Source organism: Tabrizicola sp. BL-A-41-H6 (assembly GCF_050632395.1).
Taxonomy (GTDB): Bacteria; Pseudomonadota; Alphaproteobacteria; order Rhodobacterales; family Rhodobacteraceae; genus JAUYQR01.
Window position 1 is genome coordinate 1,160,610 of the sequence record NZ_CP192600.1, and the last position, 23,302, is coordinate 1,183,911.

Sequence of the window (23,302 nt, forward strand, 5' to 3'; positions counted from 1 at the left end):
GGTGTCCCCCGCCCCTTGGGGTTTAAAGCTTGCCTTCATCCTCGAAGGTGGTGGTCCAGTCCTGCACGAGGCCGTCGAGCGCCTCTTGCGCGGTGCCCTGGCCGGCGACCACGTAGTCGTGGAAGCGTTTCTGGCTGTCGGCCAGAAGGGTCGCGTAGCTGGGTTCGGCCCAGAAATCCTTCACGATGGCCATGCTGTCGAGGAAGGTTTGCGCGTAGGGCTGGCTGGCGGCGAAACCGGGGTCTTCGACCACGGCGCGGAGGCACGAGAAGCCGCCCATCGACCACCATTTCGCCTGCACCTCGGGCTGGGCGAACCACTTGATGTATTCAAGCGCCGCGGCCTGCTTTTCGGAGTAGGAGACGACCGAGATACCCTGGCCGCCAAGCTGGGCGAAGCGCTGGCCATCGGGGCCGGCGGGGTTGACGAGGTAGCCGGTCTTGCCGCCGCCGACGTTGGGATCAACCTCGAACCCTGGCCAGGTGAAGGCGAAGTTCATCTGCATCGCGACCTGACCGGATTTGTAGGCGTCGATGCCTTCGCCCATGTAGGCGTTCGACATGCCGGGGGGCGTGCAGCAATCGTAAAGCGACTTGTAGAATTCAAGGCCCGCGACCGCGCCGGGGGAGTTGACGAAGCCCGCCATGTCATAGGGCTTATCCGGGTTTTCGTATTTGAAGCCGTAGGAATAAAGTACGTCCATCACGCCCATCGTGATGCCTTCGGAGCCGCGCTCGGTGTAGATCGAGGCGCCGTAGACGGTTTTGCCGTCGATGTCGCGGCCCTGGAAGAATTCGGCGATGTCCTTCAGTTCGGCGAAGGTGCCGGGGGCTGCGAGGTCGCGGCCGTATTTTTCCTTGAATTCGGCCTGCAGTTCGGGGCGTTCGAACCAGTCCTTGCGGTAGGTCCAGCCGACGACGTCACCGAAGGCGGGAAGCGACCAGTAGTTCGGCGTGCCTTTCGGCCATTCGGAGTAGCCGGTCACGGTGGCCGGGACGAAGGCATCCATCGAGATGGCGTTGGCGTCGAAGAAGTCGTTCAGCTTGACGTAGTGGCCGGATTCGGCACCCGCGCCGATCCACTGGCTGTCACCGATCATCAGGTCGCACAGTTTGCCGCCGGAGTTCAGTTCGTTCAGCATGCGGTCGGCGAAGTTGGGCCACGGCACGAATTCGAAGTTCATCTTGTGGCCGGACTGGGCCTCGAAATCCTTGGAGAGTTCGACGAGGGCGTTTGCCGGGTCCCACGCGGCCCAGCAGAGGGTGAGGTCTTCGGCCTTGGCGGATGTGCCGGTAACTAGGGCAATCGCCGCCGTGGCGGCAAGGTATCTGGCTTTCATGTCATTCCTCCCGGGGTTGATGGATGGACCCGTGCAGACGCCGGGCCTTCTTTCGATTGCGGTGACCATAAGCGTGGGTCGGGCGGGCTGTAAAGTGATTTTGAGGTACGTTCCTCATTTTTGTGTGGCGGGCTTTTCCAAAGCGATTTGGGCGGGTCAGGCGGCGGTGTCCTGGGCGGCTTCGGGCAGGGGCGGAAGGTTTTCGCGCAAGACGATTTCGATGCGAATCTGTTCCTGACCTTCGTCAAGCGGTGCGCGGTCGGCCTTGGCGCGCAGCACGCGCAAGGTGCTGCGGGCTAGGTGGCCGAGGTTCTGGGTGATGACAGCGGAAATCTCGCCCGTCTCGAGTGCCGCGCGGGCGTGAGGGGTAAGTTCGTGGCAGATGACCGTGAGTTCTCCGGAAAGTCCAAGGCCAGCAAGGGTTTGGGTGAGGGCGCGGTGGCCGTCGCCCATGGCGTAGATGCCGCGAACATCTGGGGCGTTCACGAGCATTTCGGCGACGATCTGGCGCAAGGTCTGGCCGGAACCGTGCGATTCGAGGGTTTGCAGAGGCTCGATATTGGGGAAATCCCGGAGCATCACTTCGTCAAAACCACGGCGACGTTCGATGGTGTCGCGCGCCAGGAGGGATTGGCCCAGCACCATGACCTGACCGGGGCCGCCGCCGAGGAAGCGGCCCATCAGCACACCGGCGGTGCGGCCTGCGGCGCGGTTGTCGATGCCGATGAAATGGTCGCGGTCGGTGTTGGGCAAGTCTGAGACAAGCGCCACGACGGGCAGGCCCTTGGCGCGAAGCGAGCGGACGGCATCGCGGAGGATCGGTGTTTCGGGGGCCATCAGAGCGACACCAGCGTAGTCGTCGTCGGGCAGGTGGGCGAGCATGGCGGCGAGGGCGTGCGGGTCTTCGGCGGGAAAGCGGTGGAGGCGAACCTCTACGCGAGAGGTGGCGGCCTGCTTGCCCGCAGTCTCCAGAGCATCGGCAAGTGTTTGAACGAATTGGCTTTCGGTGTCGGGCAGCATGATCGCGAATGGGTAGCTGCGGCTGCGAGCGAGGTTGGCAGCGGCAAGGTCACGGACGTAGCCCAGTTTTTCGATCGCCTCGGTCACGGCGCGGATGGTCTTGTCGCGCACGCCGGGGCGGTCGTTCAGAACCCGGTCCACCGTGGCCAGACTGACGCCCGCTTCCCGCGCGATATCGTTGACCGTAGGACGCACCTGACCCTCGTGTTCCGTTGCCCGACTATCTGCGGCAGGGTGAGGTACGTCAATCATTTCCGCCCTTGCGATGCAAGGGTTGACGGCGATGGAAGCGGCTGTCCAACTGCCCGCAAAAGGGAGGATATCATGCGCAGCCTGCTACTCTTTGGCGACAGCAACACCCACGGGTCGATGCCCGCGCCGCACCTCGGGTTTTCAGGGCGGTACAGTCTGGAGGAGCGGTGGGCGGGGCGTCTGGTGCGGTTGCTGCCGGACTGGGAGGTGATCAACGAGGGGCATCCGGGGCGGACCACGGTGCATGACGACCCGATCGAGGGCGCGCATCGCAACGGGATGACGGTGCTGCCGGCGCTGTTGGAGACGCACCGGCCGCTGGATGCGGTGCTGATAATGCTGGGCACGAACGACCTGAAACCGCGGTTTTCGGTGAACGCGGGGGATATCGCGCTGGCGCTGGAGCGGATCATCGGGTTCATCCGGGCGTTTGGTGCGGGCCCGGACGGAGCAGCGCCGGGGATTTTTCTGGTGTCGCCACCACCGGTGGAGGAGGCGGGCTGTCTGGCCGAGATGTTCGCTGGCGGGGCGGCGAAATCGCGTCTGCTGGCGAGCCGGATCAAGGAGGTGGCCGACCGGACCGGGGTGGCGTTCATAGACGCGGGGGAATTGGTGACGGTGTCACCCATCGACGGGGTGCACTACGGGGCCGAGGCCAACCCGGTGCTGGCCGATGCGTTCGCGGCGGCTGTGCGGCGACATTTCGGTTAGCGACGGGTTAGGCTAAAACTAATCCATGCTGTGCATCTTCTTGCTTTTTCCCGAAGCAGAAATGCCGCAAGCTGCGCGGGCTGCAATGTGAGGGGCCAGCCATGACTCGCCATGACACGATCACGCCGATGACGCCGCTGGACGAGTTGCGCGCCAACGTCGCGGTGCCGTTCAACCAGGCGCGGGCGATGCCGAAATCGGTCTATACCTCGCCGGAGTTCGCCGAGGCAGAAGTGCGGCAGATCTTCGCGAAGGAGTGGCTGTGCGCGGGCCGGGCCGAGGCGTTGCCGAACCCCGGCGATTACCTGACGATGCAGATCGCGGGCGAGCCGGTGATCATCCTGCGCGACAAGGATGGCGCATTGCGCGGCATGTCGAATGTCTGCCGCCACCGGATGAGCACCTTGCTTGAAGGGCGGGGGAATGTGCGGTCGATCGTCTGCCCGTATCACGCCTGGACCTACAATCTGGACGGCACCTTGCGGGGCGCGCCGGCGATGGGGCTGAACGAGGGGTTCTGCAAGGACAAGATCGCGCTGCCGACGGTTCGGGTGGAAAACTGGCTGGGCTGGATCATGGTCACGCTGAACCCGGATGCGCCCGACCCGGCAGAGCAGTTGAAGGATGTGGAGAATCTGGTCGGTTATCTGGACATGGCAAGCTACCGCGAAACCTTTCGCGAGGAGTTTCGCTGGGCGACGAACTGGAAGGTGCTGGCCGAGAATTTCATGGAAAGCTACCATTTGCCGGTCTGCCATAGCGGCACCATCGGCGGGTCGGTGGACCTGATGAAGATGACCTGCCCTGAGGGGTTCCCGTCGTTCAATTATCACTACATCATGAAGAACGACACGATCCCCCTGTCGCTGGCGCATCCGTCGAACACGACTTTGCAGGGTGATCAGCGGCGGATCACGTGGCTGTTGTCGGTCTATCCGGCGCTGCTGATTACACTTACGCCGGGGTATTTCTGGTATCTGTGCCTGACGCCGGACGGGCCGGGGCATGTCAACGTGCTTTACGGCGGCGGGATGAGCGCGGATTGGTGCGCCGACCCGGATGCGGAAAGCCATCTGGCGACGGTGAAGGCGCTGCTGGATGACGTGAATATCGAGGACAAGGGCTGCGTCGAGAAGGTGTATCAGGGCCTTTGCGCAGGGCTGTCGGGGCCGGGGGCGCTGAGCCATCTGGAGCGGCCGAACTTCGAGTTCGCGCAGTGGATCGCGGCGCGGGTCGGGCAGTAGGCATCATGGAAAAGATCGAGGCGCTGGTCGTCGGCGCAGGGCAGGCCGGGGTTGCTGCCAGCGAACATTTGGGCCGTGCGGGTATTCCGCATCTGGTGCTGGAACGCGACCGGATCGCGGAACGCTGGCGGACCGGGCGCTGGGACAGTCTGGTGATGAACGGCCCGGCGTGGCACGACCGGTTTCCGGGGCTGGAGTTTCCGGGCGACGCGGATGCGTTTCCGGGCAAGGACGAGGTGGCGGAGTATTTCGAGGCTTATGCCGCGAAGATCGCGGCGCCGATCCGCTGCGGGGTCGAGGTGACCTCGGTCAGCCGCAACCCCGACGGGCCGGGGTTCCGGGTGGAAACCTCGGCGGGGCCGATCGAGGCGCGCTATGTGATTTCGGCCACCGGGCCGTTCCAGCGACCGCTGATGCCGGACATGGTGCCGGAAAGTGCGGGGGTGATGCAGATCCATTCGGCCAGCTACCGCAACGCCGGGCAACTGCCGGCGGGTGGCGTTCTGGTGGTGGGTGCGGGGTCGTCGGGCGCGCAGATTGCCGACGAGCTGCGGCAGGCGGGGCGGGCGGTGACGTTGTCGGTAGGGCCGCACGGGCGTCCGCCACGACGCTACCGGGGGCGCGATTTCGTCTGGTGGCTGGGCGTGTTGAACAAGTGGGACGCCGAGGCGCCGCCGACGAGCGAGCATGTGACGATTGCGGTCAGCGGGGCCGGGGGCGGCAAGACGGTCGACTTCCGCCGCTTTGCCCATGAAGGGATGCGGCTGGTCGGGCGCGCTACGGGGTTTGCGGGTGGGGTGATGACCTTCGCGCCGGACCTTGGCGCGAACATCGCCAAGGGTGATGCCGATTACCTTGCGGTGCTGGACGAGGCCGATGAGTGGGCGCGGCGCAACGGGGTGGATTTGCCGGATGATCCGCAGGCGCGGGTGATGCTGCCCGACCCTGATTGCGTGACGCGGCCGATCCTGTCGCTGGACCTGAAGGCCGAGGGGATCACCTCGATCATCTGGGCGACGGGGTATGAGCTGGATTTCAGCTGGCTGAAGCTGGACGTGCTGGACGCCACGGGCCGCCCGCGCCACCAGCGCGGCGTGTCGGCGGAACCGGGGCTTTATTTCCTTGGCCTGCCGTGGCAGGCGCGGCGCGGCTCGGCCTTCATCTGGGGCGTGTGGCATGATGCCAAGCACGTCGTCGACCATATCCAGAAACTGCGGGGCTATCTTTCCTACGCCCCCGCAACCGCCTGACAGGAACCCTACATGGCCCATACCCGCATCCGCCCGTTCAACACGCGCGACACTTACCCGGAACAGAAGCTTGACAACGATCTGGCGCAGGCCGTGATCGCGCGCGGCACGATGATCTTTCTGCGCGGCCAGTGCCCGCAAGACCTTGATACCGCGCAGAACATCGGGAGCCATGACCCGGTGGAGCAGACCCACAAGGTGATGCAGAACATCAAGCAGTTGATCGAGGAATGCGGCGGGCGGATGGAGCATCTGACCAAGCTGGTGGTCTACCTGACCGACGTGCGCCACCGTGAGCCGGTCTACCGCACGATGGGCGAGTATATTCGCGGCGTGCATCCGGTCTGCACCGGGCTGACGGTGGTGGCGCTGGCCCGACCGGACTGGCTGGTGGAGATCGACGCGACTGCCGTCATTCCAGACTGAACCCGCGCCGGGGGTTTCACACCCCCGTACCCCCGTGGGATATTTCGCAAAAGGGAAAGCTGCTTTCTGAGTCGCTTGCGACGCGCCCACGGTGCCAACCACAGGAGACCAGCCATGACTTTTTCCCTGCTTGCCCGCTGCCCCGAAACCGGGCGGTTCGGCATGGTGACCGCTTCGTCCTCGCCTGCTGTTGCGGCGCGCTGTGCGCATGCGCGGGCGGGGGTAGGGGTGGCCGCCAGCCAGAACATCACCGATCCCGCGCTTGGCCCGCGGCTGCTGGACCTTATGAGCGAGGGGCTTGATGCGGATGCCGCGGTGGCGCGGGTGGTGAGCGAGGCGCCGTTCGTGGAGTATCGCCAGTTGATCGCTGTCGACGCGGCGGGGGGGACGGGTTTTCACTCCGGCGCCTATACGCTTGGCGTCTGGGGACATGCGCGGGGCGATGGCGTGATCGCGGCGGGCAACCTTCTGGCCAACCCGGACGTGCCGGACGCTATGGTCGGCGGGTTCGAGGCGGCGGTGGGTGATCTTGGCGACCGGCTGATTGCGGCGCTATTGGCCGGGCGCAATGCGGGGGGCGAGGCGGGGCCGGTGCATTCGGCGGGGCTTTTGATGGTGGACCGGGAAAGCTGGCCGGTGGCATCGCTTCGTTGCGACTGGTCTGATGAGGCGCGTCCGATCGAGGCGGTGGCGCGAGCGTGGGAGGTCTATGCGCCGCAGATGGCCGCCTATATCCAGCGCGCGAAGGACCCGCGCGAGGCGCCGTCCTACGGGGTGCCGGGCGATGCTTGACTGATGCCGCTGCGCTTTACCCTGCGCCAGTTGGAATACCTTGTCGCGGTGGGCGAGGCGGGGTCGATTGCGGTGGCGGCGGAACGGGTGAATGTCTCGTCCCCGTCGATTTCGGCGGCGATCGCGCAGTTGGAGCAGGAGTTCGGCCTGCAGTTGTTCATCCGGCGGCATGCACAGGGGTTGACGCTGACCCAAGGCGGGCGGCAGTTCGTGGCCGAGGCGCGGGCGGTGTTGGCGGCTGCCGGGCGGCTCAGTGATCTGGCCAACAGCATCACGGGGCAGGTGCGGGGGCGCGTGGCGGTGGGCTGCCTTGTGACCTTTGCGCAGATGGTGCTGCCGCGCGTGCGGCGCAGCTTTTGCGACCTGCATCCGGACGTGGAGTTCCAGCAGTTCGAGCTGGATCAGGCGGAAATCTTTGCAGGCCTGCGTGCGGCCCGGCTGGATGTGGCGTTGACGTATGAGCTGGATATTCCGCCGGACCTGACATTCGTGCCGCTGCTGCGGCTGGCCCCGCATGCCGTGCTGCACGAGCGCCACCCGCTGGCGGGGCGGGCCTTCGTGACGCCTGCGGACTTGGCACCCTTGCCGATGATCCTGCTGGATCTGCCGTTTTCGACAGATTACTTCCTCGACCTTTTCCGCCCTACCGGGCAGCGGCCGAACGTCGTGGAACGCACGCGGGATCTGGGTGTGGTGCGGTCGATGGTGGCGAACGGGTTTGGCTATTCCATCGCCAATATCCGGCCCGCCTCGGCTGCGGCACCGGATGGCACGCCGCTTCACTTTGTGAAGCTGGTGGGGCCAGAGCCGCTGGCGCTGGGACTGGTGCTGAGCGAGGGGGCGCTGTCAGCGCTGACGATCCGCGCATTCGTCGAGCATTGCCGCGAGACGGTGACCGAGGCGACGCTGCCCGGTCTGGTGATCGGCGGGGGTTGACGTTGGGCGGTGCTGCGTCAAGTTCGGGCGATGATCCGATCCGCGCTTATCGTGGCCCATGGCCAACCGTCCGACCCCGGGCCTGCCGCAGCCGAGCTTGCCGTGCTGGCCGCGCGGGTGGCCGCGCTCTTGCCGGGGTGGGAGGTGCGGGCGGCGACGCTGGCCGAACCGGGGGCGCTGGCGGCTGCGGCGGGGGCGATGCCGCCGGGGGTGGTGTTTCCGATGTTCATGGCGGGCGGCTGGTTCACCCGGGTGGCCATTCCGGCGCGGCTGGCGGAGGCGGGGATTGCCGGCTGGCGGGTGTTGGAGCCGTTCGGCTGCGACGTGGCGGTGCATGATCTGGCGCGGGTGGTGGTGGCCGAGGCGGGCGGGGGCGATGTGATTTTGGCGGCGCACGGGTCGTTCAAGTCTTCGGTGCCGTCGGACATCGCGCGGCATGTGGCGCGGTTGATTGCAAGGGACAGGGCTGGGCGGGTGGAGGCGGGGTTCATCGACCAGGTGCCGCAGCTTGCCAGCCTGACGGGGTTCGGGCCGGGGTCGGTCTGCCTGCCGTTCTTTGCTGCCGCGGGCGGGCATGTGACGGAGGATATTCCGGCCGCCTTGGCGGAGGCCGGGTTTGAGGGGCGGGTGTTGCCGCCACTGGGGTTGGACCCGCGCGTACCTGCGCTGATCGCGGCGGCGATTTCAGCGGGGCGCGAGGTTTGCGCGGTGGAGTGTCGCTGGCGTCAGCCCGCTTGAATCAGACCGTGTGAAGGTAGAGGTCGAAGTCGACCTCGGACACTGTCCGCATGACACGCGCATATTCGGCGGCCTTGATGGCGGTGAAGGTGCGGTGCATGTCCTCGCCCAAAGCATCCCTTAGGAAGGCTGAGGCTTTGGCGGCCTCGATTGCCGAGCGCCAGTCGACGGGGATGACGTGGTCGCCAGTGTCCTCATAGCCGTTGCCGGTGGTTTCCGGGCCGGGGTCGATGCGGTGCTTCATGCCGTGACGGATGCCCGCAAGCACGGTGGCGGCGACGAGGTAGGGGTTGGCGTCGACGCCCGCGGGGCGGTGTTCGATGCGGCGGGCCTTGATGTCACCCGCCGGGATGCGCAGGGCCACCGAGCGGTTGTTGACACCCCATGTCGGGCTGACGGGGGCGTAGGACTGGCTGGCGAAGCGGCGCCATGAGTTGGCATGGGGCGCGAAGACCAGCATCGATTCGCCCATCGTGGTCTTGAGGCCGCCGAGGGCGTGGAGGATGGTTGGGTTCCAGACGCCTTCGGCGGCCTCGACGAAGACGTTCTTGCCCGCCTTGTTCATCATCGAGACGTGGAAGTGCATGCCGGAGCCTGCGTAATCTTCGTTCGGCTTGGCCATGAAGCAGGCGACGACGCCATGCGCGCGGGCCTGTGCGCGGACGATGCGCTTCAGGCGCATCAGGTCGTCGGCGGCCTGCATCACGTCGGTGCGGTAATGGAGCGTCAGTTCATACTGGCCGGGGGCGTATTCCGAGATCAGGGTTTCTGCCTTGATCCCGGCCTTTTCGGCCCCTGCGTAGACGTCGGAGAAAAGGGGCAACATGCCGTGCAGGTGATCGACCGAGTAGACCTCGGTCTTGTTCGACTTGCGACCGTCCAGCACGTCTCGGGCGGGCTGCATCTTGCCGTACTGGTCACGTTCGGGGGCGAGGAGAAAGAATTCGAGTTCGAACGCGCCGGAGGGGTAGAGACCTTCGGCTGCCAGTGCGTCGACCTGCCGTTGCAGGGCGTGGCGCGGGTCGGATGTCATCGGCACGCCGTCGAGGGAATACATCGACATGAACACCTCGCCGCGCGGGGGTTGGGTGTTGTGCAGGGGTTTCAGCGTGCCGGGAATGGGCCAGGCGCGCAGGTCGCCGTCGCCCTGATCCCAGATCAGGCCGGTTTCGTGGACATCCTCGCCGCAGATGTCGAGGCCGAGGATCGAGATCGGCAGGTGGCGGCCATTGTTGTAAAAGGACAAAAGCTCGTGCCGGCGGATGATTTTTCCGCGCCCGATGCCGTTGGCGTCGTGCAGGATAATGTCAAAAGCCTCGATCTCGGGGTGGGCTGAGAGGAAGGCTTCGGCTTCCGCCACGGTGGAACCTGAGGGGCTGGTCTGGGTCATGTCTGGCTCGGCGGAAAGAGGTCGGTGAGGATTTCGTCGAAGCTGGCGATCAGGCGGTCGATCTGGCCCTTTTTGGTGACCGGGCTGACCAGCATCATGTTGTGGAAGGGCGCGATCAGCGAGCCACGGTTCAGGAGGCCGACGTGGACCGCACCTTCGACGGCGGGCTGGTGGGCGTGGGCGGCCTCGGTTCCGTTCTTCAGCGGGCCGGGGGCGCAGATGAATTCCACCCGGGCGCCGACACGGACGACGTGCCACGGGGCGTGGTGGCGGGCGATGGCGTCGGCCAGTCCATTGGCGAGGCGGGCCGCGCCCTTTTCCATCCGGGCGTAGTTTTCCTTGGTCATCACCTCGCCCAGGGTAGCGACGAGGCAGGCGAACTGCATCGGGTTGGCGCTGAGCGTGGTTCCCATGCCGGAGTGACCGGAGGGGCGGTTGACGTTTGCCTGATGGTAGCGGTCGGCCACGGTGGGGGTCAGGCCCCAGACGGCGGTGGGCATCCCGCCCGCCACGCATTTGCCGACGACGAAGATATCGGGCGAGAGACCGTGCACGCGGGTATAGCCGCCGCGCCCGGTGGAGATGGTGTGGGTTTCGTCGATGATGAGCAGGGTTCCGGCCTTGGTAGCAGCCTTGCGCAGGCCGTCGAGGAAGCCAGGTGCGGGAAGGACCATGCAGGAGTTGGTCATCACTGGTTCGGTCAGGATCGCGGCGACGTCGCCCTTGGCGAGGGCGGCTTCGACGGCGGCGAGGTCGTTGAATTCGACGCAGACGGCGGTTTGCGAAAGGTCGGTGACCTGCCCCATCAGGCCGGGGCGGGTGACGGTCTTTCCGTCTGCCAGCGTAACCATCGTGTCGTCCACCGTGCCATGATAGCAGCCGTTGAACACCAGAACCTTCGGCCGCCCGGTGACGGCACGGGCGACACGCAGGGCAAAGCGGTTGGCGTCGGTGGCTGTGGTGGCGATCTGCCAGCGGAAATCGCCGAAGGTTTCGGTCAGCAGGCGCCCGGCCTCCAGCGCCGCTTCGGACGGCAGCATGTAGGTCAGCCCGCGCCGTGCCTGACGGCGGATGGCTTTCGCAACCGGGGCGGGGGAGTGGCCGAACATCGAGCCGGTGTCGCCAAGGCAGAAATCGTCGATGCCATAGCCGTCGATATCGGTCAGGCGTGCGCCGTGGGCTTCAGCCACCAACGGCAGGTGCGGCATCGGCCAGTCGGTCATCCAGTGCATCGGCACGCCCGACAGGTAGACACCCGATCCCTTTGCCATCGCCTTGGCCGACAAGGGCCGGCTGGCGGCGAAGCGGCGAGCCTCGCGGGCGGCGAAGGCGGCGAGACGGTCCTCGGGGACCCCGGCGATCAAAGCGGGCATGGTGCGACATCCGTGGTTGTGCCGCGTTTATGCGCGATAATTTGATCAAAAAGCAAGGGCGCCCGGCCTTGGCGGTGGTCAGGCGACCCAGTCGCCTTCGAAATCCCTTGGGATCAACAGGTTGTGCGGGCCGAGGTTCTTTACGTCGCGTTCGCCGCAGAGCGCCATCGAGATGTCGAGTTCCTTCTGGATGATCTCCAGCGCCTTGGTCACGCCAGCTTCGCCCATAGCGCCAAGGCCGTAGACGTAGGACCGGCCGATGTAGGTGGATTTGGCGCCCATCGCGACGGCCTTTAGCACGTCTTGCCCCGAGCGGATGCCACCGTCGACATGCACTTCGACCTTGTCGCCCACGGCGCGGACGATGGACGGAAGCATGGAGATGGAGCTGACCGCGCCATCGAGCTGCCGCCCGCCGTGGTTGGAGACGATTATGGCGTCGGCGCCGAAATCGGCGGCCATGCGCGCGTCATCGGGATCGAGGATGCCCTTCAGGATGAACTTGCCGCCCCACTGGTCGCGGATGCGGCGGACCTTGGACCAGTCGAGCTTCGGGTCGAACTGTTCGTTGGCCCAAGCGGTGAGGTCCGAGAGGTTGCCGACGTTCTTGACGTGGCCGACGATGTTGCGGAACTGGCGGCGCGGAGTTTGCAACATGCCCATCGCCCATGCGGGTTTGGTTGCGATGTTGAGAAGGTTGGGGATCGTCAGCTTTGGTGGGCTGGAGAGGCCGTTCCGGACATCCTTATGGCGCTGGCCGAGGATTTGCAGATCGAGTGTCAGGACGAGGGCGGAGCATTTCGCCTTGCGGGCGCGTTCGATGATGGCGTCGACGAAATCCTCGTCGCGCATGACGTAAAGCTGGAACCAGAAGGGGGTCGGGCTGGCGGCGGCGACGTCTTCGATGGAGCAGATCGACATGGTGGAGAGGGTGTAGGGAACCCCGAACTTGGCGGCGGCGCGGGCGGCCTTGATCTCGCCATCGGGGGATTGCATGCCGGTGGAGCCAACTGGGGCGAGGGCGACCGGCATGGTGATCTTTTCGCCGATCATCTCGGTTTGCAGCAACCGGCCGGACAGATCGCGCGCGACGCGCTGGCGCAGTCGGATCTTGGCGAAATCGGAGGTGTTTTCGCGGAAGGTCTGTTCGGTGTAGCTGCCGCTTTCGGCGTAGTCGTAGAACATCTTCGGCGTGCGGCGGCGGTAAAGCTGCTTCAGATCGTCGATGCAGGCGATGACGGGCATTGGGGAAGTCCTGGCGAAAATTGGTCAGTGTTTCTTACCACCTTGCGGCTTTGGGGGCAAGGCGGAGGCTTCGGAAAGCGCAATTACTTGACTGAACGCACGGCCGAGCCGGTCGACCCCCGCGTCGCCCAGGTTGTCGCGCCAGCGCGCCTCGATATGAAGCTTGATCCGGTCGGCGCCATGCATCGCGGCCGCGCCTACTAAGCCGGGCGGGCGAACCTCCGGTCGGGAACGATCCAGGACAGGGCGACGCCCAGAATCAGGGCCAGCGAAACCCACACATTCACATAGGCCATGGGGATCGAGATCACATAAGAGGCGAGCGAGAGCTTTCCCTTGAGGTCTGACCCAAGCGCCCGGGCAAACTCCGAGTCTTTCCCGTGTTCGGCGATCAGCGCCATGGTCAACAGCGTGTAGCTGACGGCGCACATCAGAAGATCAAAGCCATAGAGCGCCACGGGCATCGGCTGGAAGCCGCTTTCCTCCATGAACCCGGTCGCGAAGGGCAGAAGCGACAGCCAGAACAGAAGATGCAGGTTGGCCCAGAGCACCCAGCCCCCGACATGCTTGACCGAATGGAACATGTGATGGTGGTTGTTCCAGTAGAGGCCGACGTTCAGGAACGACAGCACATAGGCCATGAACACCGGCAGAAGATGTTGCAGAGCCTCGATGTTGGCCTCATGAGGGACTTTCAGTTCCAGCACCATTATGGTGATGATGATCGCGATCACCCCATCCGAAAACGCCTCGATCCGTCCCTTGGTCATCGCCGCCCCCCCGCCAGGTTGCTGTCAGGCTAGGTAAGGGCCGGGCAAAAGCAAGCGTCTGCGTCGTGTGTCATGCAGAATGGGCACCCCTTGCGAGGGCGGCCACATTCGCCAGCACCTCGGCCACAGGCTTTTTCGCGCCAATGTCCTTGACGATGGCCGAGCCGACGACGCAGCCATCGGCCACGCTGGCGATGGCTTTCGCCTGATCGGGGGTGGAGATGCCGAAGCCCACGATGATCGGCAGATCGGTCGAGGCCTTGATCCGCGCCACTTCCGGCGCGACGTCGGTTGCCACGGCTGCGGCGGCACCGGTGATGCCGGTGACCGAGACGTAATAGACGAAACCGGAGGTGTTTTGCAGCACCTTTGGCAGGCGCTTGGCATCTGTGGTGGGGGTGGCGAGGCGGATGAAGTTCAGCCCGGCGGCCTGCGCGGGGATGCACAGTTCGTCGTCTTCCTCGGGCGGCAGGTCGACGACGATGAGGCCGTCGATGCCGGCGGCCTTCGCCTCGGTCAGGAAACGGTCGACGCCGCGCGAATAGATCGGGTTGTAGTAGCCCATCATGACGATCGGGGTGGTGCTGTCACCGGCCCGGAAATCGCGCACCATCTGCAAGGTTGCATCCATCGTCATGCCACCTTCGAGCGCGCGCTGGCCGGCAAGCTGGATCGTCGGGCCATCGGCCATCGGGTCGGTGAAGGGCATCCCAAGTTCGATCACGTCTACGCCGGCGGCGGGCAGGCCTTTCATGATTGCAAGCGAGGTGGCGACATCGGGATCGCCGCCCATGATGTAGGCGACAAACGCCTTCTTCCGCTCTGCCTTCAGCCGCGCGAAAGTGTCGTCGATCCGTGTCATGGCTGTCCCCCGCAAAATCCTGACCGGGTTTGCACGGCGCGGGCGGGAAAATCAATGGCCCACCGCAGGCAAGCACGCTTGATCCTTGCCCGCCCCGCGCCTAGAAGCCGGCGGTCGCCAGAGGAGGGTCTGATGGGTTTCAAGATGGGTATCGTGGGTCTGCCGAACGTGGGCAAGTCCACCCTCTTCAACGCGCTGACCCGCACGGCGGCGGCGCAGGCGGCGAACTTCCCGTTCTGCACGATCGAGCCGAACGTGGGCGAGGTGGCGGTGCCGGATGCGCGGCTGGACAAGCTGGCGGCGATTGCGGGATCAAAGCAGATCATCCCGACGCGGATGACCTTCGTCGATATCGCGGGGCTGGTGCGCGGCGCGTCGAAGGGCGAGGGGTTGGGCAACCAGTTTCTGGCCAACATCCGCGAATGCGACGCGATTGCCCATGTGCTGCGCTGCTTTGAAGACGGCGATATCACGCATGTCGAAGGCCGGATCGACCCGGTGGCCGATGCCGAGACGATCGAGACGGAGTTGATGCTGGCCGACCTTGAGTCGGTGGAGCGGCGGTTGACTGCGCTGGCCAAGAAGCTGCGGGGCGGCGATCAGGACACGCTGGATCAAGATCGGCTGTTGCGCGCGGCGCTGGCGGCGCTGGAGGCGGGGCAGCCGGCGCGGACCGTGAAGGTCGCGGCGGAGGATCAAAAGCAGTGGCGGATGCTGCAGCTGTTGACCGCAAAGCCGGTGCTGTTTGTCTGCAACGTCGAAGAGGCCTCGGCCGCCAGCGGTAACAGCCAGTCGGCGCGGGTGGCCGAGATGGCCGCGCGGCAGGGCGCGGCGTCGGTCGTGATCTCGGCCCGGATCGAGGAAGAGATCAGCCAGCTTGATGCCGAAGAGGCTGCGATGTTCCTGGAGGAGATGGGGCTGCACGAGGCGGGGTTGGACCGGCTGATCAAGGCGGGCTATGCGCTTTTGGGCCTGCAGACCTATTTCACCGTGGGGCCAAAGGAGGCGCGCGCCTGGACGATCCCGGCGGGGACGCTGGCGCCGCAGGCGGCGGGGGTCATTCACGGCGATTTCGAAAAGGGCTTCATCCGGTCCGAGACGATTGCCTATGACGACTACATCGCCGGCAAGGGCGAGGCCGGGGCGAAAGAGGCGGGCAAGTTCCGCGTCGAGGGCAAGACCTATGAGGTCAAGGACGGCGACGTGCTGCATTTCCTGTTCAGTGGCTAAGTGTCCCACGGAGGGACATCTGGTGAACCGTGAGATTTCAAAGGTTTGACGCCTCTGTTCAGGATTTGTCAAGGTTTGGCGGCTGGCAAGACGGATGCGCCACCGCCCCTTTCTGGCGCCGTGCCCGTCGACTGGCGGTAGATGCCCGTGTGGCCGACCCGATCCGCGCAGCGCCGCCATCCCCCGCATGCCAGCTTTCCGCTTGCCCCTTCGGCGCGGCGCGGCTAAATGATCTTCGTCGGAGGCGTGGCTGAGAGGCCGAAAGCACTCGGTTGCTAACTGAGCAAGGGGGAGACCCCTTCGTGGGTTCGAATCCCACCGCCTCCGCCAATTTCCCTTGAATTCATTGAATTTTATGCCGCTGCAGGGGTGGGTTCCCCTAATGGCTCCCCGATACACCGTGCGCTGGACCCGGTTTTGTTCGCGGATCGACTTTGGTGTTCCTGTCCCACCAGATGCATCGCCCATGAAAAGTCGCAGCTTCGATCAAGTTCATCGCTTCGTGATCAGGTTCCGGCCTTCCAACCCACATTAAGCACCGGGCGTCGACAAGTGTCGTGCGTAGACCCAAACAACCTCGCACGTCGCGTGGCAGCCCCGGTGGAACGCGTTTAGTCATGCGACCCATGTTCGGGTAGCCCGAACGATCAATTCGCCTCCACCGGCAGTCCGTCTCCAAGTCACGGAGCCCGACAATCACCACGAGGCCGCGCCGCCCTCCGTCTCCGCCGCCACGCCGTAGACGGAAGCCCCGAACCTGCCCGTACCCCGCGTACAAGGGCAACAAAACTGCGGAACATAATGTAGGTTATAGAGCCTTGTTGGTGGTGGGTGGTGTGTCTGATGCACCTTATCCAGTACGGAGCAGTGACTGACGATATTGTCACGTGGGGGCAGGGAGACTGCAGCACGCCGATATCGCCTACGCTTCATAGAAGGGCCGGTGGGGTGCGTTGAGGCGACGTGGGGATATCGTGGCCGCGAATACTCGTCCTTCGTCCACCTTCGATCACATGTTGTGGCACGTTGTGCAGGTCCGGCGTGCGACGAGCCTCTCCGTTGTACATCGCGGCGGTTTGGTCGCAATTTTGGAGAACAGACCTGTGTCGAAGAAGTTCAACGTCAACTGAACTTTTCCGGCACCGGACTGGCGCTGGCTCCCGTCACCCCGCACCAAAGGACTTCACCGGCTGCCGCACTTGGTGTGTCCACGCGATGAAGTTGGAGAACCACCGCACGCAGCATCCCACCCGCAGCATTCCTTGAAGATCAGTCCGACGCCGTCGGGCCTCTTCGATCATGCATGGAGTGCGAGATGAGCGAGACCAACGAGACTGCAACCACCCACGAAACCATCGGTCAGCATAGGGGCATCGTCCACTGGCAAGAGCCTCTTGTGACGATCTTCCCGACCGAGGCCGAGCGCAAAAGCATCGTCGCCCTGTTCGCCGAAGCTATGCGTGAGTACGACACCTTCGTCTTCCACTCGCATCAAACCGTGGTTGGCGGAAAGAGTATTCTTTGGTCGTCAACGCTGAACGAAGAGACCGACGAGATCGAGATTGTGACCTGCCCGCCGGAATTTCGCTCGGTCTGATGTAGGTTCTGCGCAACCCTGAAGGAGCAGACGAATTCGAAAGAGCCGTTTCAGCGGCGCTTAGATTATCGGGGACGCGCAGATTATCGGGATGATCAAGGAGCAGGAGGCTGGTTTGCCGACGGCTGAGCTGTGCCGCAAGCATGGCCTTAGCCCAGCGACGTTTTACAAGCTGAAGGCCAAGTATGGCGGGATGGACCTGTCAGACACAAAACGCCTGAGGCAGCTTGAGGAAGAGAACGCCAAGCTGAAGCGCTTGGTGGCGGATGTCATGCTCGACAATGTCGTGCTCAAGGATCTGCTGGGAAAGCCCTGACGTCGAGCCATTGTGCGCCATTGGTTCGAGCACAATGGCGAGGGATGCAACGGCGGGACGCGGTGTTGCGGGCGTTGAAGGGTCATCCGATCTCTCAGCGCCGGGCCTGCGTCTTGATCGGTGTCGATCCCAAGACCGTGCGGCGCGAGCATCCGCCCGATAATCCGGAGATCCGTCTGGAAATGAACAAGATCGCCGAGAAGCGGCGTCGGTTTGGGTATCGGCGCATTGGTGTCATGCTGGAACGTGTGGGCATGGTGATGAACGAAAAGAAGCTTTACCGGATTTACCGGGAAGAGGGCCTGTCGGTGCGTCGCCGCCGTGGCCGCAAACGGGCGCGCGGCAGCCGCACAGCGATGCCGGTCCCGCTGCGGCCGAACCAGCGCTGGTCCTTGGACTTTCTGTCCGACACCTTCGGGGCCTGCCGGAAGTTCCGCATCCTGGCGGTCAACGACGATTGCTGCCGTGAAAACCTCGGCCTCATTGCAGACACCAGTATCTCCGGGGCCCGGGTCGCGCGGGAACTGGATGCGTTGGTCAGGATCTACGGAAAACCGGCGTGTATTGTCTCTGACAATGGCACCGAGTTCACCAGCAAGGCCATCCTCAAATGGGCGAAAGACAACAAGGTCGAATGGCACTACATTGATCCGGGCAAGCAGCAGCAGAATGGCTACATCAGGTCATTCAACGGCAGCCTGCGCGACGAGTGCCTCAACGAGGAGATCTTCGACAGTCTGGCTGATGCTCGCCGCAAGCTGGCCCTGTGGCGATACGACTACAACCACATCAGCCCACACTCATCGCTGGGGAACCAGACCCCGGCAGACGCGCGCCGGGCGCTTGAGCAATCTGAGGGCAACGCGCCCGACGCGCTTGCCCAACCCGAAACCGACAACTATCAACCCCAAGGACTCTCGTTATCAACGAGGCACGACCGGCGGGCAGGTCAGCCATCCAGCCGCGTTCGCCGCGGACCTTGTGCCAGTGTTGGCCGACATCCGGGCGGCGGGGCACGCGTCGCTGAGATCCATCGCTGCGGAGTTGACCGCACGGGGAATCCGGACGCGGCAGGGCGGGAAGTGGGGCGTTGGAAATGTCAGGTGCCTGGTCACCGGGCGAGACGATCCCGTTCAATGAATTCAGTCAGGGAGCACCGCGCCGCCATATTGGCCAAAGTGGCGCGGCCTTCTCGCAACCTAATCCAAAGCCGGGATGATACGTGGAAAGGAAACCATTTCGCGTTCGTCTGACAGCACTGAGGGAAGGCTTCGGCGAAATCAATTTCAGGGCGATGTACGAATTGTTCGAGCAGGACCAGATCAACCGAGGCGAGATGAAGGCTGGCGACCCCGGATGAGCTTCAGCGGGCCGCCGCCAACGCGAGGCGAAGGCCGTCGAGCAGGTGTTCTGTATCGACGAGATGCTCATAATTGTAGCTGCGGCGGGCAACCGCCAGCGGATCTTGTCCCGGCATCTCGGCGGCAAATATCGCCAGGTGCGCCGCGGCCTCCGAGGCTCGCCCGGCCTTGGCGAGCGCGGCGGCGATCCACAGGCGGCGTCGGGTCGGGATTGGGTGAAGCTCGGCCAGAACCTGCACCGCCTCGTCGTAGCGATGCATCATGTAGTGCGCCTCGGCGAGGTGGCCGATGACGTGGTGCTGAAGGCGCAGCGGATTGACGTCGCGCGCCCGGTCGAGCCAGGCCAGCGCCTCGGCCGGGCGGCCGCGAGTCAAGAGTAGCGTCGCCATGTCCATCATCGCATCTACGTTGGACGGGTTGAGCTTCAATGCCCGGGAGATGTTGGCCTCGGCGGCCAACACGTCGCCGGTCATGGTCTGCATGTATCCGAGCATGCTGACGGTGACCGATTCGTTTGGTGACAGGGACACGGCGTGGCGGGCGTGGCCCATGGCACGCTCGATCACCTCCGGCGGGGCCATGCGATAGTCGTTGAGCATCATCTCGGCGAAGGCCAGCTGCGCCCAGGCCTCGGACAGGCCGGGGTCGGCCTCAATGGCGGCGAGGAGGTGGTGGCGCGCGGACTCCATCTCTTCGCGGCTAACCGGGCGCAGGGCGGCGCGCCCCCGTGCCAGGTGGCCGTAGGCGTCGAGGCTGGCGGTCGGCTGGCGCGTGGCCTGGTCCTCGACCTCGTGTTCGATCCCGGCCGCGAGGTGGGCAACGAGCCGGGGGGCAACGGCAGCCTCGACGCTGAGGAGCAACTCGCCCGAGCAGTCGAAGCTGTCGCTCCAGCGCAGGGAGCCATCGCGGCCGCCGATCAATGACAGGCGCAGGGCGAGCGTGCTGCCGCTGCCGCGGGCGGTGCCCTGGACGAGAAAATCGGCCCCGAGCCGAGCGGCGATGGCCTGCGGGTCGTTGCTTTCGGCTGCCGCGGCCTCTGCCGAGCCGCGCGCAAGGACAGTGAGCGCGTGGAACCTTGCCAGCGCTCCGGCAATGTCGTCAGCGAGCGCCGAGACCAGCGGGCGCACCTCCACCGGGACGGCGGTGTCGGCGAAGGGCAGGACCGCCACGCGCACCGCCCCCGCGGTGGCCGGCGCCGGGGCCTGGGCGGGCGCGGCGGCGAGCAAGTAGCCGCGCCCGCGGATGGTCTTGAGGACCCGCCCGGCCTCGTCGCCCAGCGCTACTCGGATGTCGCGGATGGCCTGGGTCAGCGAATCCTCGGTGACGATCACGTCGGGCCAGATGGCGTCGAGCAGGTCGGATTTCGCCAGCACTTGTCCGCGATGGCGCGCGAGGTGGCAGAGGAGGGCGAAGGAGCGCGCGCGTAGCGGGACTAGGATACCGTGGCGGGTGAGTGTGCCTGCGGCGGGATCGAGCCGGGCGCCGAGCAGGTTCAGCGTGTCTTGCCGTTCCGCCACGCGTACTCCCACTCTTTCCCGAATGAGTCATCACAGCAGCCGGCGCGGCCTGTCAAGTCCTGCGGCCAACCATCTCGATGCCCCGGGCGACGCCGATGCCGATGTCATTGAGCAGGTGGGGCGACAAGTCGGCCATGCGCTCGACCGCACGAACGAGTTCCCGTTCCTGTTTGCGCTCGGCGCGAAGAGTGCGACGGTCCGCCTGCGCGGCGGCGAAGCGGCGTACGAAGGCCCCGAGGGCGAAGGCCAGCGTGCGGGGCGTTTCGAAGGAGGTGTCGTTCATGGCTTGGTCTCCTGTCCTTAGCCGGTCGGTCCGGCGATGACCCACTATTGCCGGTCCGCGGGACGGCATCAGGAACGCCCGCTGAATTCGGGCTGATTCATTCTGAACGATCCGATTAGTCGGACCCAGATTGTTGGCTGACAGGCGCTGTCGGACATCAGGGTGCGGTTTGTGGCCGTGGGAATGCCGGAGGCGAACGACCTCAATGTCGGGATCATGGCGCTGGTGGCCCAGGCCGAGCGGGAGGCGATCACTCGGCGCACGACGGAGGTGCTTGCGGTCGCCAAGGCCTGCGGGGTGAAGCTGGGAAATCCGAACGATGCCGAATGCCTCAGGCGGGCGGGGAAAGGTGAGATAGCGTTGCGTGCTACGGTGTCCGCAAATGCCGAGGCGTTCGCGGCAGACCTCGCGGCGGTTGTCGATGACGTTAGGGTTACCGGCGCGGTGAGCCTACGCGCGATCGCAGCAGAACTCAGCCTTTGCGGCATCAGAATTCGAAGGGATGGCAAGTGGCACGTAAGCAATGTGAAGCGACTGCTGCGGAGGATTGGTGACAGCTAGCAATGGCCTCGAAGAAGGCCAGCTCAGGACCCGCGCAGCCGCTTTCGCGGAATGGCGGCGCCTTTTCGCGGCCTGATTAAAAGCTGGGGTGGGGGTTACCGAGACTGGTTCGCATTGGTCTGACACCACCGCCAATTACATCTGAAATCAGTTTGTTATGTTCTTCGAAGGGTGAATTCCCCTGTGGCTCACGAATCTGCCGCACGCTGGACCCCGGTTTTGTTGGCGCATCGGCCGTGGCGCGCCCTGTTCTTCCAGATGCAATGCCCATGAAAAGTCGCTGCTTCGATCAAGTTCATCGCTACGGCGACTGACATGACCACTTGGTTGCACTGCCCGCTTCGCCAGGAATTGAGCGCTTTTTGCCCGTTGATCGGCGGCATGCTTTTGGCTGACGGACGCCCCATCTTGCCATCGCTTTCTCGTGCGAACAGCTTCCCTCGACGCAGAAGCAGGCATCATCCGGGCTGTGGATGGTCAGCAGTATCTACGCTGCATGTTCAAAGCGCAGAAGCTCTGCAGGCTCTAGCTTGCTGGCTGAGAGAGACCCGTGCCCCCGTTTCCTTCCGTTGCATCCGATAGACAAACTTCGCGCGAGTGACCGCTTTGGCAGGCACCTGAAACGAACCTCGGGCGACCGCATGGAGTGCGTTTTCTGCATTCGTCGGCTGCAAACATGTCACGTGACAACGCAGTCGTCCGGTCTGAAAGTCTTTGCACAGCCAATTTGCTGGGCCCCGACCACAGGGGCAGAAACCTTCAATACCTTTTTTGGGAGAACCGCATGTCCGTGAATATCGTGCCATTTGAGCCGTCGCCGGTAAGGCTCTCGTTCGCGCTTAATGTGTTCCTTTTCATTGCGTTGTCACTATCACTCCTGCCTCGCGAAAGTGCTGCGCTTGCGCGCAATTGCGTCCAGCCGTCGCCACTGGTCAATTCGGCTTTCCTGGCCCAGTCGGGAAAGATCAGACAAGAGGCGGCAGCTGGTGGTGTTCAGTTGCCGTCGAGCACGGCGCACAGGTCGGCGAGGGTGACGGCAACACTTGCCGATCAACCGGTCAGCTTTATCAGGTGCGTTCCGCGCACTGTCAGTCTCGGCGGGTGAAGCGGTCGAGCAGCACATCGCAGACATGTGCCAGAAAGGTTGCGGCGGCGACCGGGAGAGTCCGGCCTCTGAGATAGCCGATGGAAAGCTGTCCCCCTTCCACGTCGCGCGTGTCGAGGGGGCGGTAGACCAGCCCCGGCGGTGGCGTCGGTGACAGGCTGATCGGGATGTGAAACGTCAGGACGTCCTCGTATTCCGCCAGACCGCGCAGGAATTCGAAGCTGTCGGCTTCGATGACGAGGTTGAGGCCGAACATTGCGCGCATCAGTGTCCGGTCCATGAGGAACCGTACGCCATAGTTTGATTGCGGCAGGGCCACGGGATATTGCGAACAGTCGCCCAGCCGGATCGTCTCTTTCGCGGCAAGGGGATGGGTTTCGCGCATCAGGCACCAGATCGGCTGGCACACGGACAGTTCGTTGTGGAACACGCTGAGATTGACGGGTTCCAGCACGATGGCGAGATCGGCCGAATGGTCTTGCAGGGCGCTTTCGGCCATGCCCCGGTCACGCAGGTGAACGCTGAACGTGACGTCGGGGTGACTGCGCCTGAAGTCCGAAATCTGTTCGGGGAGGAAACGGGGAAGCAGCGCCTGACTGCAGGCGATCGAGACGTGCCCGCGCCGGAGACCGGAGAGGTTGTCGATCTGCGCCAGCAATTGTTCATGGCCCGAGAGTTGATGGCGCATGTGCTGAATGATGAGTTCGCCAGACGAGGAAAGCCTGAGCCCTTTCGGAAGCCGTTCAAAAATCTGGACGCCGTAATCATCCTCCATCGCCAGCAGCCTGCGGTTCAGGGCTGTAGCGCTGATGTTCAGCAGTTCGGACGCTTTCCGGATCGAACCGGCACGGGCAATGGTGACGATATCCTTGAACGGGGCGAGGTGGCGCACGGAGGCAATTCCATTTCTGTCGGTCGTCTGGACTGGCGAAGTATTCTGAGAGGCTTCGGAAGAACGCATTCAGCCGCGACGGGGAAGGAGGC

The 23,302-nt window shown here is 64.4% G+C and carries 22 protein-coding genes, 1 tRNA gene and 1 pseudogene; 13 read left to right on the top strand and 11 right to left on the bottom strand.

Annotation, left to right across the window (positions count from 1 at the left end; all coding sequences use genetic code 11):
* Nucleotides 1-22: 22 nt before the first annotated feature.
* Nucleotides 23-1,339, bottom strand: a complete 1,317-nt coding sequence (locus ACROUL_RS05785) for an ABC transporter substrate-binding protein (protein WP_431298569.1) — start codon at nucleotides 1,337-1,339, stop codon at nucleotides 23-25.
* A gap of 156 nt (nucleotides 1,340-1,495) precedes the next feature.
* Nucleotides 1,496-2,611 (bottom strand): LacI family DNA-binding transcriptional regulator, encoded by a 1,116-nt coding sequence (locus ACROUL_RS05790; protein WP_431298570.1) that lies wholly within the window; start codon nucleotides 2,609-2,611, stop codon nucleotides 1,496-1,498.
* 72 nt (nucleotides 2,612-2,683) lie between these two features.
* On the opposite strand from ACROUL_RS05790, the gene ACROUL_RS05795 reads away from it, so the two are divergent.
* From ACROUL_RS05795 to ACROUL_RS05825, 7 genes are all read left to right on the top strand, one after another.
* Nucleotides 2,684-3,322, top strand: coding sequence for an SGNH/GDSL hydrolase family protein (locus tag ACROUL_RS05795; protein WP_431298571.1), 639 nt, complete (start codon nucleotides 2,684-2,686; stop codon nucleotides 3,320-3,322).
* A 101-nt stretch (nucleotides 3,323-3,423) separates the two neighbouring features.
* On the top strand, nucleotides 3,424-4,566 hold the full coding sequence (locus ACROUL_RS05800; protein ID WP_431298572.1) for an aromatic ring-hydroxylating oxygenase subunit alpha: 1,143 nt from the start codon (nucleotides 3,424-3,426) through the stop codon (nucleotides 4,564-4,566).
* Between the two features lie 5 nt (nucleotides 4,567-4,571).
* Complete coding sequence (locus tag ACROUL_RS05805; RefSeq protein WP_431298573.1) at nucleotides 4,572-5,816, top strand: flavin-containing monooxygenase; 1,245 nt, start codon at nucleotides 4,572-4,574, stop codon at nucleotides 5,814-5,816.
* A 12-nt stretch (nucleotides 5,817-5,828) separates the two neighbouring features.
* Nucleotides 5,829-6,242: a RidA family protein gene (locus ACROUL_RS05810; protein ID WP_431298574.1), complete on the top strand. Its 414-nt coding sequence runs from the start codon at nucleotides 5,829-5,831 to the stop codon at nucleotides 6,240-6,242.
* 114 nt (nucleotides 6,243-6,356) lie between these two features.
* The gene (locus tag ACROUL_RS05815) at nucleotides 6,357-7,034 is read left to right on the top strand and encodes a DUF1028 domain-containing protein (protein WP_431298575.1); all 678 of its coding nucleotides are present in this window, start codon (nucleotides 6,357-6,359) and stop codon (nucleotides 7,032-7,034) included.
* Between the two features lie 3 nt (nucleotides 7,035-7,037).
* Nucleotides 7,038-7,970 (top strand): LysR family transcriptional regulator, encoded by a 933-nt coding sequence (locus tag ACROUL_RS05820; RefSeq protein WP_431298576.1) that lies wholly within the window; start codon nucleotides 7,038-7,040, stop codon nucleotides 7,968-7,970.
* 30 nt (nucleotides 7,971-8,000) lie between these two features.
* Nucleotides 8,001-8,708: a sirohydrochlorin chelatase gene (locus ACROUL_RS05825; protein WP_431298577.1), complete on the top strand. Its 708-nt coding sequence runs from the start codon at nucleotides 8,001-8,003 to the stop codon at nucleotides 8,706-8,708.
* 1 nt (nucleotide 8,709) lies between these two features.
* Here the strand turns inward: ACROUL_RS05825 and ACROUL_RS05830 are convergent, their stop codons facing one another.
* The 6 genes from ACROUL_RS05830 to trpA form a co-directional block, all read right to left on the bottom strand.
* Nucleotides 8,710-10,098 (bottom strand): glutamine synthetase family protein, encoded by a 1,389-nt coding sequence (locus tag ACROUL_RS05830; protein ID WP_431298578.1) that lies wholly within the window; start codon nucleotides 10,096-10,098, stop codon nucleotides 8,710-8,712.
* The gene (locus tag ACROUL_RS05835; protein WP_431298579.1) at nucleotides 10,095-11,471 is read right to left on the bottom strand and encodes an aspartate aminotransferase family protein; all 1,377 of its coding nucleotides are present in this window, start codon (nucleotides 11,469-11,471) and stop codon (nucleotides 10,095-10,097) included. The genes ACROUL_RS05830 and ACROUL_RS05835 overlap by 4 nt, the downstream gene beginning before the upstream one ends.
* A 78-nt stretch (nucleotides 11,472-11,549) precedes the next feature.
* Complete coding sequence (locus ACROUL_RS05840; RefSeq protein WP_431298580.1) at nucleotides 11,550-12,716, bottom strand: alpha-hydroxy acid oxidase; 1,167 nt, start codon at nucleotides 12,714-12,716, stop codon at nucleotides 11,550-11,552.
* 24 nt (nucleotides 12,717-12,740) lie between these two features.
* On the bottom strand, nucleotides 12,741-12,902 hold the full coding sequence (locus ACROUL_RS05845) for a hypothetical protein (RefSeq protein WP_431298581.1): 162 nt from the start codon (nucleotides 12,900-12,902) through the stop codon (nucleotides 12,741-12,743).
* Nucleotides 12,903-12,916: 14 nt separating this feature from the next.
* Entirely contained in the window at nucleotides 12,917-13,486 is a 570-nt protein-coding gene (locus ACROUL_RS05850; RefSeq protein WP_431298582.1) for a TMEM175 family protein, read from the bottom strand.
* A gap of 70 nt (nucleotides 13,487-13,556) precedes the next feature.
* Complete coding sequence (gene trpA, locus ACROUL_RS05855; RefSeq protein ID WP_431298583.1) at nucleotides 13,557-14,348, bottom strand: tryptophan synthase subunit alpha; 792 nt, start codon at nucleotides 14,346-14,348, stop codon at nucleotides 13,557-13,559.
* A gap of 132 nt (nucleotides 14,349-14,480) precedes the next feature.
* Between trpA and ychF the strand changes: the two genes are divergently transcribed.
* The 4 genes and pseudogenes from ychF to ACROUL_RS05875 all read left to right on the top strand — a co-directional run.
* Nucleotides 14,481-15,578 carry a redox-regulated ATPase YchF gene (ychF, locus tag ACROUL_RS05860; RefSeq protein ID WP_431298584.1) on the top strand — a complete coding sequence of 366 codons (1,098 nt, stop codon included), beginning with the start codon at nucleotides 14,481-14,483 and terminating at the stop codon, nucleotides 15,576-15,578.
* A gap of 240 nt (nucleotides 15,579-15,818) precedes the next feature.
* Nucleotides 15,819-15,908: transfer RNA gene (locus ACROUL_RS05865), tRNA-Ser, on the top strand.
* A 985-nt stretch (nucleotides 15,909-16,893) separates the two neighbouring features.
* Nucleotides 16,894-17,175: a hypothetical protein gene (locus ACROUL_RS05870; RefSeq protein ID WP_431298585.1), complete on the top strand. Its 282-nt coding sequence runs from the start codon at nucleotides 16,894-16,896 to the stop codon at nucleotides 17,173-17,175.
* 91 nt (nucleotides 17,176-17,266) lie between these two features.
* Nucleotides 17,267-18,414: pseudogene (locus tag ACROUL_RS05875) on the top strand (IS3 family transposase); the annotation flags it as partial.
* A 440-nt stretch (nucleotides 18,415-18,854) separates the two neighbouring features.
* On the opposite strand, the gene ACROUL_RS05880 reads toward ACROUL_RS05875, so the two are convergent.
* Both ACROUL_RS05880 and ACROUL_RS05885 read right to left on the bottom strand, forming a co-directional pair.
* Nucleotides 18,855-20,369, bottom strand: coding sequence for a winged helix-turn-helix domain-containing tetratricopeptide repeat protein (locus tag ACROUL_RS05880; protein WP_431298586.1), 1,515 nt, complete (start codon nucleotides 20,367-20,369; stop codon nucleotides 18,855-18,857).
* Nucleotides 20,370-20,421: 52 nt separating this feature from the next.
* Nucleotides 20,422-20,652: a hypothetical protein gene (locus tag ACROUL_RS05885; protein WP_431298587.1), complete on the bottom strand. Its 231-nt coding sequence runs from the start codon at nucleotides 20,650-20,652 to the stop codon at nucleotides 20,422-20,424.
* Between the two features lie 183 nt (nucleotides 20,653-20,835).
* Here ACROUL_RS05885 and ACROUL_RS05890 point away from each other — a divergent pair, with 183 nt between their 5' ends.
* Both ACROUL_RS05890 and ACROUL_RS05895 read left to right on the top strand, forming a co-directional pair.
* Complete coding sequence (locus ACROUL_RS05890) at nucleotides 20,836-21,213, top strand: recombinase family protein (RefSeq protein ID WP_431298588.1); 378 nt, start codon at nucleotides 20,836-20,838, stop codon at nucleotides 21,211-21,213.
* Nucleotides 21,214-21,997: 784 nt separating this feature from the next.
* Nucleotides 21,998-22,318: a hypothetical protein gene (locus ACROUL_RS05895; protein ID WP_431298589.1), complete on the top strand. Its 321-nt coding sequence runs from the start codon at nucleotides 21,998-22,000 to the stop codon at nucleotides 22,316-22,318.
* On the opposite strand, the gene ACROUL_RS05900 is transcribed toward ACROUL_RS05895, so the two are convergent.
* Nucleotides 22,302-23,210 (bottom strand): LysR family transcriptional regulator, encoded by a 909-nt coding sequence (locus ACROUL_RS05900; protein WP_431298590.1) that lies wholly within the window; start codon nucleotides 23,208-23,210, stop codon nucleotides 22,302-22,304. The genes ACROUL_RS05895 and ACROUL_RS05900 overlap by 17 nt on opposite strands.
* Nucleotides 23,211-23,302 lie beyond the last annotated feature (92 nt).